Genomic DNA, 14,475 nt, shown 5'->3' on the forward strand with positions numbered 1-14,475 from the left:
AGGGCAGCTATTTCTTATCTCAGATAGCAATAAAATCCAGGGTTGTCCCGCACACTTTATGGAGGTCAATGCAAATAAATAAAATATTTTCACAGCGCCAACTACAGAAAACTCACTTCAGTCAAAAAAACGACAAACTTGAAAACCTACCCCAATTCGAGGGAACAGAATGACTTGCTGGGAAATTATCGGCATATCCCCAACCGTAGATAAGAGAGCTATTAAGCACGCCTATGCCTCCAAGTTAAAAAAACACCGCCCAGATGAAGATCCCGAGGGTTTTAAGCAGCTCCGAATAGCCTACGAAGAGGCCTTGGAAGAAGCCAAGTACTACCAACCTGAGCAGGACATCACCGCGCCCCAGGCAGCCTCTGAGTACAACTCAGATGAAGTCACCCCCCAAACACAGCCTGACACCCACTCTCAGGGGGGCGCAGGTGGTCTCAACTGCGGCAACAGCGAAGAGGCTGTCGCCAAGCTGGAGCAAGCGGTTTTCGAACTCTATTCAGATTTCAATGCGCGCATTCAACTTGCTAATTGGCAGGCTATTTTTGACAGTTACGAATCCTGGAGCATGGAAGTCCGGCAGCATATGACGCCGTGGCTATTGCAATTTATTGCTCAGTATCGCTTTATTCCCTGTGAGATTATCGATTACCTGGACAATAAATTTGCCTGGCACGACAACTTTGCCTGGCTACAGCGAGTCTTCAAAGAAGACTTTCTGCGCTATATCCTTAACCGTACCATCACTTGTCGCTGGGGTCTTTCCTATGAGGGTATTCGCTTTCCAGAAAACACCGATATCCAGACAATTGAGACCTACCTAGACCAGCGCGAGCATCTAGAAAATCTGCTCGACAACCCGGAAGACAGTGATCGCGGCACCGTACTAGCAGCATTACAGGAGCAAGCCATAGACGACCCCGAGCGCTACCGGCTGCTCTCAACTTTACATCTCAATGAAGGGGACCAATCCCTCGCACTTCAATACAGCCAACAGCTAAATAACGCCTTTAATGAAAATATTGATGGGCACCTGCGAAGCGCGGCCCTTTATTATCAGCAGAGTCACTTTAGCGCGGCGTTTAACGCCTACGAATCAGCCTTAGCTATTGATGAGGATCACCCTCTCGCCCTCAAGGGCCTCGCCGCCTGCTACTTACAAATTCACGACTTATTGGCGAGCAAACATCTCTACGACCAGGTATTGGTGCAAACCCCTTTTGATATGGAAGCCCGTATCCAACTTGTGCGTATCAACCAGCAAATTGTCCAGCGGGGCCTCGAGCACCTTGACAAAAACCCAAAGGACCGTCAAGAGCAACGCCGTGTCGCCGAAAGTTACTTGGAGATAGGCGCCTACCATGAAGCAATCCAGTTTCTTCTCCCCCTTACAGCAAAGGGTTTTTTCTCCAGAACCGATCGGGATGGAGAATTTCACTACCTGCTTGGACTTGCCTACGAAGCTATCGGGGAAGTGGACGCAGCAGAGAATGCATTCAATCTCTCCCATAACCGTTCGGTGAAAAGTGGCGGAAATGGTTATGAAGCGCTGGTGAAGCTTGGCGAACAAGCCCTGTGTAACAAGAAGTTTGACTGGTCCGTCAAGCTGCTCAAGAAAGCCGTGCGCTACAATCCCAGATCTGCAAGAGTCCTGCTACTGCTGGCCGATGCACAGCGCTGCCTGGAGCAAGCCGACGAGGCCCTAGAAACTATTAATCAAGCAATCGCCCTCAATAGTGAGGAAACGCTCTGCTATACAGTACGCGCCGAATTATTTATAGGTGCGGAAAATTACGCTGAGGCAGCGGCGGACTTAAAGCGGGTGCTTAAAGCCTCTCCCACCGATTGCAAAAACTGGCACAAGCTGGGTAACTGTCAACAACAGTTAGGCTTACTGGACGAGGCCATGGACTCTTTTGAGAATTCCACCGCCTATAACACTGCCAGAGAGGACTCAGCCATTTTGTGGCTGCAAATCGCCTGCAAGACAAAAAACCGCGAAAGAGCAACCCAGGCCTTAGAAGCCTTAGAAAGGGCCGATGCCGATCCCGCGCAAGTAAATACATTCAGAGAAGCTATTGAGAGAATGAGCAGTGAAGTGGTTAACGAATTTAGCACCTGATCAAGAATACCATTTAAATCCGGATAATTTATCGCAAGCCCAGTTGTGGGGACTAGGCCTCAATGCCCAGATTGCCGAGCTGAACGAACTGCGCCATGATGTCTTTCATAACTTAGGTACCGATGAAAAGGATCGCGAGCTAATCGCTCATATGATGAAGCGCGACTGGGGAATTGAGTCCCGTGAAGATTGCTTGAGCATGATAGAGTGGCTGACCAGCGAGGGGCACAACCACAGCTATATGCAGATCCAGAAACACTTTGATGGCCTGTCTGAGCGAGCAATCGACGCCTATATTGAAGCCCATAACCACGATCCCGATTACCAGAACTGTTTAATACTGGTAAAAACCTATCGCCATACTTTACAAATCGGTGGCATTAGCGGCTGGGACGATATGCGTTGTATTTCTGTCTGCCGCTGGTGTTGCTCGTTGGGGATGCTCAGTGAAGAGGAAGCCTGGGAGAAGATCCATCGTATCGCGCAGAGGGCACAAAAGTCTTTCGATAGCTGGTATAGCTTTGCCCTGAGCTATATTGCCGGACGCCAGTACTGGCGTAAATCTGTCTCTGAGAGTTTTGCTAAAGAGTCGATCGAAGTGATCAAGCGCTTAACCGGCAGCCCCCACAGCCCTTGGAACTCACTGCCCTGGGATTTAGACCTGAGTGCATCTTGATTTACTCGAGGGTAAAGTGATGCAGCAGAAATAGAGTGCTCCCATCCGACACCCGCTCCAGCAAATAGGTCGGCAGGCTTTCCCTGCCGACTTCCTCGCCATCCGGCGACATTAATTTCTAGAGAATGGCATACTTCTGCCCTCGGTCCTATGAGAGGAGGATATCTCATGAAAGTTCTAATTACCGGCGCCTCCGGCCTATTGGGCCGCAGCGTATTTAAACAGCTTTGCAGCAACCCGACTTTCTCCGTAACCGGTACCGCCTTTTCCCGCGCGGGAGAAAACCTTATTCGCCTGGACTTGTCCGATAGCGCAGCACTAAAAACCTGCTTACAGCAGGTCAAACCCGATATCGTTATCCACTGTGCCGCCGAACGCTGGCCGGACCGCTGTGCCGACAACCCCGATAGCGCCTGGCAACTCAATGTCGGCAGCACAGAGTTTCTAGCGAAGCACTGTAACGAAAACGACACACAATTGGTGTATATCAGCACCGACTATGTTTTTGATGGCAGCGCCCCGCCCTACAGGGCTGATGACAAACCCAATCCAATTAATTTCTATGGCCGCAGTAAATTGGCTGGAGAAGAAGCGGTACTGAAGAACGGCAATCACTGGGTGTTGAGATTGCCCTGGCTGTTCGGGCCCGTCGCCTACCTGGAAGAGTCCGGCATTACCGCCCTACTGGATACCCTGCGTAAACAAAAACCGGTCACACTGGATCACTGGGCAATTCGTTTTCCCACCAGTGTGGAAGAAGTGGCAGAAGTGCTGGAACAGTGCCTGTTAAAAGTTCGTAGTGGCATAAATTTTGAAGGCATTTATCAATGGAGTGGCGATACTCCCTGCACACGCTACGAACTCGCACATATTATCGCCAAAGTCTGCAATCTGAGTGCCGAGCACCTGAGCGCCGATAGCGAACCCAACTTTGCTGTGCCGCGTCCTTACAATTGCCAGCTGGATAAATCAAAGCTGACAGATTTGGGCATTAGCGGCCGAGAACCCCTGGAGCAACAACTATTACGAAACTTAAAGCCCTTTATTGAAAGCTGAGTTGAATCGCTTTCAGACAGAGCGCTACAGGGAAGTAGCGCCGCCGGCCAAACTCCGGCATCACCCGTGTAATTCCGTTAACCGATAAAAAAACGATATTACAGGGTGGCAATCGAGTAGATCAGGGAGGAACTATTAGATTGCCGAGGAAAACCACTCGAATATTTAGGGAAGGATAAATGAGATTAAAACACTGGTTCTCTGTGGGGGCCCTGGCACTGGGCGGCCTTACCACACTGGCTTCTTGCCATGCCGATAGCGCCCCCCACAGCAAGAAAGCACACCAGGCTATCAAAACTGAAGCAGCCCAACCTATTATCTGGATTGGTGACTTCAATAACTTTGATGATGCCGTCGCACTGATGCTGATCGCCAAAGACCCAGGTTACACTTTAGAATTGGCTGTGGTTGAGGACTCTTTTAATACAGTCGCCCACGGTGCCAATACCGTCTACAACATTCTCGAGTGGCTGGGCAATAACGATACCCAGGTTATTCGCGGAGCCTATTTTGCCACGGAAGAAGTCGCCTACGGCGCAAACGGCAAGGCTTCAGCCTCCCCGGTAAATGACGCTAAGGCAGTTGTCGGCAGAGACGACTACCAACTGCCCAATTCCTCTGATTTCTCCACCGGCACCTGGAATCTAGAACGCCGCAACGCCATGGGTATCAACCTCTACGGCCAGTACGTACCCGGCCCCTGGCGCGACAACGGCTCCACTTTATACGGCACTGACCACCTAATCCCGCGCGCAAAGCAGAGCCACTATCGCTACCAAGGTAACAATGGTGTGTCCTTTAATTTTGAGCTGGCCGAAGACATTATCCTGGAAACTCTGGATAAGCTGGAAAAACGTCCGGTGGTTTTCAACACCGGTAAACTCACTACCCTGGCCCGGCTACTTGGCAAAGCCAGTGAAGAGCAACTGGCAAAAATTGATCGCGTTATTATGATGGGTGGCGGCTTTGAGAATTATGAGCCGTTTACCGAAAATCATGAAGCGGCCTGCTTTGGCGATAAATCTAGAAATCTGGGCGGAAATATTTTCTCCCACCCCGGTTTTAGTTGCGATAGTGACTTCAGCACTCACCAGGAATTTAATATCCTGCTTGATCCCCTGAGTGCGCAGTGGGCCTTTGACGCTCTGAGCGAAAATAATATCGAAACCTATTTGGTACCCAACAACTCCACCGATATGGCCAAAGTACAGGGCAGCACTATCGAAGCTTTGGCAGAGCGCCGCGCAACCCCGGAAGCCTGCTATACCTCTCAACTCTTAAGCGCCATTCGTGAATTTGAGGGTGGCGATTTCCAGGGCAATGGTGACTTCGCCATGGATGCGGTGATTCGCCTGTGGGATATTATTGCTGCACTGGTACTGTTGGAAGCTGAGGCTCTGGAGATGGAATTGGTACCGGGCTATATCGCCGTCGACCAGTTAAACGCCGGCCTTGCCGACAGTACAACCCCCTACGACCCCATCACCTTCGACCCCACTGTGGGTAAAACAACTTTTGCCGAAAATGGTGAGGGCTTAGCAATAAATGTGGTTATGGGGATCAACCAAGATGCCGCGCGTACAACGATGATTGAGCGTCTGCGCGATCGTTTTAATGCCGCGCAGAAGGGACCTAGGTGCCGAGCTAAGCAACCTTAACAGTTGGTGCATTAGTGCCAGAGGGTCTTTTAAACGCTTTTTACAATTTATGTAACCGCTTTAAAAGCCCCTCCATCAATTAGCAAACCACCTATCTATTTAGCACGATAGTTCATCAAATATAAAGCATATACTAATAACCCACCCGCCCCTGCATGCAGTTGAAAAGCAGAGACAGACTATAAGATTGGGAATTAGTTAACCTTTTTCTCTCGCGCCATATTCAGAAGTGTTTCAATCACTTTAATTTAACCCCCGGCTCTGGCACTCTTACCCCCCATCATTTCCGCCCAACAAAAAGGACACAAGAGAATTCAATAGGAATTCTCAACGACAATTTAGAAGTTCCATCCAAACAGGCAAATGCAACAGGTTTCATTCACGCAAACTACGGCTAAACCATAGTCCTACACTATTCAACTTCAATCATCCAAGGAAGCAGGTAATGAATTGCTGGGAAATCATAGGCATACCCCCAACAGTTGACACAAGATCAATCAAACGCGCCTACGCCAAAAAATTAAAAGTTCATCGGCCCGATGAAGATCCCGAAGGTTTTCAAACCTTAAGGGCCGCTTTTGAGAAAGCATTAAAAGATGCAAAATACTACCAACCTGAGAACACCACCTCTGACACAATAAAAGACACAGCGACCACAAACAGCAAAAACCCTCACCAAGCGAAAAAACAGCCCAACCTATCCAATACGCCCCGAGAATTTGACACCGAGCAAATTAAAGAATCTATTGAGAAGCTACAAGCCGCCACAGCCAAGCTTTACTCAAACTTTAATGAACGGATACAGCTACCCCTATGGCAAAATATCTATGAGCACGAGGACCTGTGGAATATAGAAACAAAGCAGCACATGTCTCTCTGGCTATTCAGCTTTATAGGACAAAATAGATTTATCCCACAGGAAATCATCGAATACCTGGAAAGCATTTTTTACTGGCATGAAAATTACACCTGGCTAAGCCAAACATTCAGTGAAAAATTCATCGACTACGTATTCAACAGAATGATAACGTCCCAGTGGGGGCTAAGCTATAAGGGCATCTATGTTCCAGAGTCAACCGATCCAAACACAATTGAAACCTATTTAGCACAACGGGAACACCTGGAATATATTATCACCAACAAACAAGACGAAGAGCGCGACGAACTACTTGCTGAAATCAGCAAAAAAGATATTCAAGACCCAGAACTATACCGCCTATTGTCATCACTTTTTTTAAGCCAACAAGAATTACTCTCTGCTCGCGAGCAGAGCGATAAACTAGCACAACAGTACCCCAAACTAATAGAGGGCCATCTAACCAAAGCCGCCATCCACTACAAACAGAGGGATTTCAAAAAGGCACTTGAGAGCTATGAAGCAGCATTATCTATAGATGAAGATCATGATATCGCCCTAAAGGGCCTGGCCGCATGCTACCTGGAGTTTGGTGACTTATTTTCAGCAAAATGCCTGTATGAGCAAGTATCGATTCAAACCCCCTTCGACTTGGAAGCTCGTATCCAGCTGGTTCGAATCAATCAGCTGCTGATCAAAGAAAACCTAACAAAATTATCGGACAGCCCCGAAGACCCTAAAGCTCAAATTGAAATCGCCGAGAGCTACATTGAGATTGGGGCATACAGTGAAGCAATTCAATTCATACTATCAATTATTAACAAAAGCATCTATGAGAGCGGGCATATCGGTGAGCTGCATCACCTGCTAGGACTTTCCTATGAGGCCACCAACAAAGCTACAGAAGCTCAGAACCACTTCACCAAGGCCCTTGAGATTTTAGAAGAAAATGGAGGAAATGGTTATTACGCTCTCCTAAAATTAGGCGAAATTTATATTAACCAAGACCAGCATGAAAAGGCCTTAACCCTCCTCAAAAAAGCCACAAAGTACAACCCCGACTCGGCAAAAGCATTTGAGTTACTCGCAAACGCTCAGCGCTGCTTACAACTTATTGATGAAGCAATAGAAAATATTAACCGCGCTATAAAGCTTGATAGTAATGAATGGCACAGCTACTCCATTCGCTCATTATTATTAATGTCTACAAAAGACTACAGCGCCGCAGCTAAAGATCTCAAGGTCGTACTGCGATCGAAACCTAATTTTGCCCTAGCCTGGCATCGCCTAGGGATCTGCCAAAACAAGCAGGGCATTTATGATGAGGCAATGGATTCATATGAGCAGGCGCTATCCTATGACACCAAGCTCAAAAGTGCTGCGCTAGAATGGATTGAAACTGCCTGTAATATCAAAAATATAGAAAGCGCTGAGCTAGCGATAAAAGCATTCCTCAATGCCGATGGAAGCCCAGAAGAAATCGCTGAATATACCAGCAGCATTGAGAGCATGAAAAACACAAAGAGCAGCGAATATGAACAACAATAGAGCCCATACTTACAACCCTGACAACTTATCAGACGCTCAACTCTGGGGCCTAGGGGTAAGCTCAATCCTTACCGAAATGAACGGCCAGCGGCATGACACCCTATATCAGGCAGGCGTCAGAACTGAAAAGGTAGTCAGCAACCTTAAACATATAATGCAACGAGACTGGGGGATAGAATCCCGCGAAGAGTACCTTGACATGCTGGAGTGGCTAGCCAATGAAGGGCACAACCATTCCTATATGCAGATCCAGGATCATTTTAACACCCTATCGGAAAAGTCGATTGATGCCTTAATCAAGGCATACTCCCACAATACCGACCAGCAGAGTAACTTTAAAATAGTTAGAAACTACCGCCACACTTTAAGGGTCGGTGGAATTGGGGCCTGGGATGATGGTCGATACGTCTCTATTTGTCGCTGGGGTGCTACTACGGGTGTACTCACGGAAGAGGAATCCTGGGAAAAAATACACCAAGTCGCCTTGCGGGTTCAGAGTTCCTATGACAGCTGGTATAGTTTTGGGTTAAGCTATATCGCTGGTCGGCAGTACTGGCGTAAAGATACTTCCGAGTTCTTCGCAAAAGATGCAATGAAAATGATTCGAGGGCTCACCGGCAAGTCTAACAGCCCCTGGAATTTACTAGATTGGAATTTAGATTTATCAAAAACACCCTAAGTCAAATCTAGACTACAAACCATAGTTATTTAAAGCTGGTCTGACAGATATCTCCGCCTGGCAGTGTACCCTGTCAGATCAAGCACAAACCACCAATAAGAATTACTTACTGAAACATCTTTGCGTAGGTATACTAAGAATCTTCAACTGTTGGATGCACTCGATTTAAAATCGAAATCAAATACTGTCACAACAGGCAATACATCTTCCAATTCGACATAATTACTTCAAGTCAATCATCCTGCATGTCGTGGGGGCACCCGGCATAGCGCTATCTCACATCTTCAAAAGTGTGACGAATTCCATAATACAACATTTCTGGGTAATAATAAGCACTCGGCTGCCCTACAACCATGTAATAGGCAAATTCAGGAATAGAGCTACCAGGAGCAAATCCCAACTTAGCCAAGTCTTGGACCACTTCTAATATAGCGGGCTTACTTGCCGGGCATCGCTAACAAGGCCACAACCCTTTGCTTGCTTTTCAGATGCCCCTTTCGGGTTAGGTTTAAATCGGCAAGGGGTGAGTGGTTACATTGCATATTCCATGGGCGGCCGCCGCGTTAGATTAGATGTGAAAAACCTTATTCTCTCAGCCTCCACCCATGGATTCCACCACTGCCCCCCAAAACTACCCGAAGTATTGATTTTGGGCTTCAAGATGAGTTTCTTATATGTGACTTTAAAGTCCATCAATTGCTTCAGGAATAAAGGGTTTTGCTTTTTTAACGTGCCCCTCGATCATTTTAGCATCTAACGTTCTGTAAAAGCTAAACAAGCTTGAAATTATGTCATACTGGTGGATGCGTTCGTGATTTCTTGATCTGTAATATTGGAAGTCCTCGGGAAATTCAAGCTTTAAATTATTATAGGTGCTTTGATATATTGGGGTAATAATCCTATCGAGAGTTGCCACCCCCACCTCAGGAATACAGGTATCCTGCATCTCAATTTTATTTAATATTCCCTCAGCAACATATTTAAAGACAGGTCTTCTAGGGTGATTGAATTGATTGAATAGCTTTTGCTTTCTAAAGTTTTCTTCTACATATTCTGAGATCCTTATATCAAGCCCCTTAGATACTTCTCGAACAGTGAGATTTTCAAGGGAGTCCGAGGCTAATTTATTGGAATTGTCTGGTGTATATAAATTACCATCATTGATTATTTCGAAAGTGTGCTTTTCACTATACCCCTTGGAAAAGAGATAAGCTATAAAATAATCATGAACTAAATTTAATTCAGACACCAGGCCTTTAAAGCTCTTAAGGTGCGGAAAATAGCCATCAAAATAAATCGAAGGAAAAGAAACGCTCAATGCATTTGGCTTTAATTTTTTCAGCAAGTGATCACTCGATAGTTCTTCAGGCCTGTTGCCGGCTGCTGCGACAGGCTGATGAATAAACAGGTCAATACCCTCTATTTTTGACAATATAGATTTATAGTCATCCCTACCGAGAGTGTGCGCCGGTTTCATAGGGATGTACCTATAAACCTCAGAAAATGATTTATTTTCCTGCAATATGTTTGCCAGGGGTTGGGCTTGGCAGTTTCCATATACAGTAAAGCTCTTCAAGTTTATCTCCTATACAATGAATTCAATTGGCATTTTTGTTCTATTGAGGGTGGCGACCCGAAAGGTGGCCATATAACATGTAGGCTTGTTTTTATTATTCAAATATTGTTAGCTATTTATAATTATCCTCACCTCCGAATTAGACGTTATTACTCCTTATTAATCATCCTTCATGTCATGGGGATATCCTGTATAGCTCCACTGCATATCTTCGAAGGCATGTCGAATTTCATAATATAAGGTTTTAGGGTAGTTACAAGCACTTGGCTGCTCAGTAACTATGTAATAGGAAATTTCAGGAGTAGAGGGCTACCTGGAGCAGGTCTTAACTTAGTCAAGTCTTGAATCACTTTAACGCGCCGCAACCTTGCTATAACCCTGCGCTCTCCCTCTCTAAGGCAACCAGAGGAATTTCCTTTAATTTCTTCATTTGATCTATAAAGATGTTAGCTTGCTCATATCAAGCTCCTGCGCCTTTTCAGCATCTATCCTGTATTTTTCATTGACTGCAAACAACAATCCACTTCTTCCCATTAGACACTAACCTAATTTAATCTGGCACCCCTATAAAAGTCTTTAAAACAACAACACACTTCGGAAAATAATTGCACCGGGTAAAGATTACAGTACATTTCATTTTAAGAGCAATAGTTCAACTTTAAATATTTGTTAACCAAAATAAATCAGATATTGCACACTCTTTTAAAGACTTATCACTCCAATTTAAAATAGCCTCACTCCATTAAGTTACAACGAGCATGGATTTAATTGCCTATATCAGCCATGCCAGGCTGCTGAAGGGGATCAACCAAACTTAAATTAACGATAGATGCCAAGTGAAACTACCCCAACACTAAACCCACAAAGTTTCCCAAGCCTTTTAGGGGTAGAGTGAAACTATTAAGAACCACTTGGTCGCCTCATCGGGGCTGCCCTCCCCCCCAAAGCTCACCCTGCCCGCCCAACCCGGCTCAGCCCTATATAGAACAAAATCGCCTCAACTCCCATTTCACAGGATTTAACTCACTTTTTACGCCAGAATTTAGCAGTTTCCTCGATCAAAACCCGCCGATTGCCCCTAATCGTCCCTATTGCTAAGATGCGCGCCTGCCGCTATGGCCCGGCTCCCCCTCAGATTCCGCATTGCAACTATGGGGCTGCCAGCACCGATTTTCCCTAGCGTTACCCTCACCTATCCGCCACGCGGAGGCCCGAGGCTTTCCACAGGAAAAGCGGTATCGAGGCCAGGTGCTATTTTTAACCGCGAGCGCACCGCGACGACCCCCTGCGACTACAGGAACGAAGTTTATGACCCAACCATCGCTGCAGCAGCTGGAACAACACGACGCCTTTATCCACCGCCATATTGGCCCCGATGCCAAGCAGGTAGAGGCCATGCTGAAAACCCTCGGAGTTGCCAGCCTCGACGAGCTGATCGAGAAAACCGTACCCGAAGCCATCCGCAAGACCGATGAGCTGGACCTGGCCGATGCGATCAATGAAGTCGAGGCCCTCGCGGAGCTAAAAGGTATCGCGGCGCGCAACAAGATCTACCGCACCTTTATTGGTATGGGCTATCACGACACCATTACCCCCAATGTTATCCTGCGCAACGTGCTGGAAAACCCGGGTTGGTACACCGCCTACACCCCCTACCAGCCGGAAATCGCCCAGGGCCGCCTGGAAGGTCTGCTGAACTTCCAGCAGATGATTATGGACCTCACCGGCATGGAACTGGCCAACGCCTCCATGCTGGATGAAGGCACCGCTGCCGCAGAAGCCATGGCCATGTGTAAGCGCCAGGTCAAGCGCAACAAGTCCAACGTCTACTTTGTGGACCAGGACTGCCATCCGCAAACCATCGCCGTAGTTAAGACCCGCGCCGAACACTTCGGCTTCGAAATCGTTGTCGGCGATGTGGAAAAAGATATCCCCACCGAGCTGTTCGGCGCACTGCTGCAGTACCCCGGCAGCACCGGTCGCGTACGCGACCTGAGCGATATTATTGCCAAGGTCCACGAAGCCAACGCCCTGGTCACTGTGGCCGCCGACCTGATGAGCCTGGTAGCCCTGCGGGCACCGGGTGATATGGGTGCGGACGTAGTCGTCGGCTGTAACCAGCGCTTCGGTATCCCCATGGGTTACGGTGGCCCCCACGCGGGCTTCTTCGCCTTCCGCGAAGCTTACAAGCGCTCCGCACCGGGCCGTATTATCGGTGTGTCCGTGGACAGCAAAGGCAAGCGCGCGCTGCGTATGGCCATGCAGACCCGCGAGCAGCATATTCGCCGCGAGAAAGCCAACTCCAATATCTGTACCTCCCAGGTACTGCTGGCGGTGATGAGCGCGTTCTATGCGATTTACCACGGCCCCGAAGGCCTGAAAACCATCGCCGCCCGCATCCAGCGCCTGGCAGACATCCTCGCTTCCGCTCTGCAACAGGAAGGCTTCAGCCTGGCCCACGACAGCTGGTTCGATACCCTGACCGTCACCGTTGGCGCCAAGCAGGAAGAGATCTACCAGCGCGCCCTGGCCACCGAGATCAACCTGCGCAAAGTGGGCGAGGACGCTCTGGGCGTGAGCCTTAGCGAAACCGCTACGCTGCAAGATGTATCCGATCTGATCAATGCCTTTACCGGCACCGAGCACAGCATCGACCTGCACACCCTGGACAGCGAAATTGCCAGCAAGGGCGCCCTGGGTATCCCCGCCTCTCTGGTGCGTGATACTGAATTCCTGACTCACCCAGTGTTCAACACCTACCACTCCGAGACCGAGATGCTGCGCTACCTCAAGTCTCTGGAGGCCAAGGATATCGCCCTGAATCACTCCATGATTCCCCTGGGCTCCTGCACCATGAAGCTGAACGCCACCGCCGAGATGATCCCGGTTACCTGGCCCGAATTCGGCAAACTGCACCCCTTCGCACCGGTAGAGCAAGCGGAAGGCTACGCGGAAATGTTCCGCCAGCTGCAACAGATGCTGGCCGCCTGTACCGGTTACGATGCCGTGAGTCTACAGCCCAACGCCGGCTCCCAGGGCGAGTACGCTGGCCTGGTTGCTATCAAGAAGTACTTCGAAGCGAAGGGTGAGACCCAACGCGATATCTGCCTGATCCCCGCCTCTGCCCACGGCACTAACCCGGCTTCCGCCATGATGGTGAGCATGAAAGTGGTTGTGGTTGCCTGTGATGATAAAGGCAATGTGGATATCGAAGACCTGAAAGCCAAAATCGAAGAGCACGGCGACCGCGTTGCTGCGCTGATGGTGACCTACCCATCCACCCACGGGGTATTCGAGGAAGGTATCCGCGAAGTCTGCGATCTGGTACACCAGGCAGGTGGCCAGGTTTATATCGACGGCGCCAACATGAACGCCCTGATTGGTGTCGCAGCTCCGGGCCAGTTTGGCGGTGACGTCTCCCACCTGAACCTGCACAAAACTTTCTGCATTCCTCACGGTGGTGGCGGCCCCGGTATGGGTCCGATCGCAGTTGGCGAACACCTGAAGCCCTACCTGGCGGCCCACCCGGTGACTGAAGTACCGGAAACCAACCTGGATAACGGCACCATCTCCGCCGCTCCCTGGGGCTCCGCCAGTATCCTGCCGATCAGCTGGATGTATATCCGCATGATGGGTAAGCAGGGTATGAAACAGGCGACTGAAATGGCGATTCTGAACGCCAACTACGTAGCGAGAAAACTCGGCGAGCACTACTCCCTGCTCTACACCGGCACCAATGGCTTTGTCGCCCACGAGTGCCTCATTGATCTGCGCCCCCTCAAGGAGGCCAGCGGCATCACTGAAGAGGATATCGCCAAGCGCCTGATGGACTTCGGCTTCCACTCTCCCACCATGTCTTTCCCGGTAGCCGGCACCCTGATGATCGAGCCCACCGAGAGTGAATCCAAGGGTGAGCTGGATCGCTTTATCGAAGCGATGGCCACAATTCGCCAGGAAGTAGAGGATGTAACCAGCGGTAAGTACAGCCCTGAAGACAACCCACTGCACAACGCCCCTCACACCCTTGAGGACGTGATGAGCGGCGAGTGGACTCACAGCTACTCCCGCGATATCGCTGCGCGCCCGGCGGCGTGGTTAAAAGAGCACAAAGTGTGGCCGGCCGCCAACCGTATCGACAACGTATACGGCGATCGCAACCTGATCTGCTCCTGTCCTCCGATCGAGAGCTACGCTGAGTAAAATCCAACACTCTCACAGGTGGATTTAAAAGCGGGCTTTATGCCCGCTTTTTTCACCTAGCTTATTATTCAATTGACTGATATTACCTTTACCCCAAA

General features: G+C 48.9%; 8 protein-coding genes. 7 read left to right on the plus strand and 1 reads right to left on the minus strand.

The window, feature by feature from the left end:
- Positions 1–169: 169 nt before the first annotated feature.
- From ACJJIF_RS10395 to ACJJIF_RS10420, 6 genes are all read left to right on the plus strand, one after another.
- Positions 170–2,128, plus strand: a complete 1,959-nt coding sequence (locus ACJJIF_RS10395) for a tetratricopeptide repeat protein (RefSeq protein WP_444932145.1) — start codon at positions 170–172, stop codon at positions 2,126–2,128.
- Positions 2,100–2,804: a DUF1266 domain-containing protein gene (locus ACJJIF_RS10400; RefSeq protein ID WP_444932146.1), complete on the plus strand. Its 705-nt coding sequence runs from the start codon at positions 2,100–2,102 to the stop codon at positions 2,802–2,804. Before ACJJIF_RS10395 ends, ACJJIF_RS10400 begins: the two co-directional genes overlap by 29 nt.
- A gap of 168 nt (positions 2,805–2,972) precedes the next feature.
- A complete protein-coding gene (locus tag ACJJIF_RS10405) occupies positions 2,973–3,860 on the plus strand; it encodes a dTDP-4-dehydrorhamnose reductase family protein (protein WP_444932147.1) in 888 nt (295 codons plus the stop codon).
- A 179-nt stretch (positions 3,861–4,039) separates the two neighbouring features.
- Positions 4,040–5,518, plus strand: coding sequence for a nucleoside hydrolase (locus tag ACJJIF_RS10410; RefSeq protein WP_444932148.1), 1,479 nt, complete (start codon positions 4,040–4,042; stop codon positions 5,516–5,518).
- Between the two features lie 445 nt (positions 5,519–5,963).
- Complete coding sequence (locus ACJJIF_RS10415) at positions 5,964–7,922, plus strand: J domain-containing protein (RefSeq protein WP_444932149.1); 1,959 nt, start codon at positions 5,964–5,966, stop codon at positions 7,920–7,922.
- A complete protein-coding gene (locus ACJJIF_RS10420) occupies positions 7,909–8,601 on the plus strand; it encodes a DUF1266 domain-containing protein (RefSeq protein ID WP_444932150.1) in 693 nt (230 codons plus the stop codon). Before ACJJIF_RS10415 ends, ACJJIF_RS10420 begins: the two co-directional genes overlap by 14 nt.
- A gap of 682 nt (positions 8,602–9,283) precedes the next feature.
- Here ACJJIF_RS10420 and ACJJIF_RS10425 read toward each other — a convergent pair.
- On the minus strand, positions 9,284–10,177 hold the full coding sequence (locus tag ACJJIF_RS10425) for a WcbI family polysaccharide biosynthesis putative acetyltransferase (protein ID WP_444932151.1): 894 nt from the start codon (positions 10,175–10,177) through the stop codon (positions 9,284–9,286).
- Between the two features lie 1,308 nt (positions 10,178–11,485).
- Between ACJJIF_RS10425 and gcvP the strand changes: the two genes are divergently transcribed.
- Positions 11,486–14,377: an aminomethyl-transferring glycine dehydrogenase gene (gene gcvP, locus ACJJIF_RS10430; protein WP_444932152.1), complete on the plus strand. Its 2,892-nt coding sequence runs from the start codon at positions 11,486–11,488 to the stop codon at positions 14,375–14,377.
- Positions 14,378–14,475: the final 98 nt, after the last annotated feature.

Source organism: Microbulbifer regidiadema (SeqCode), assembly GCF_052467605.1.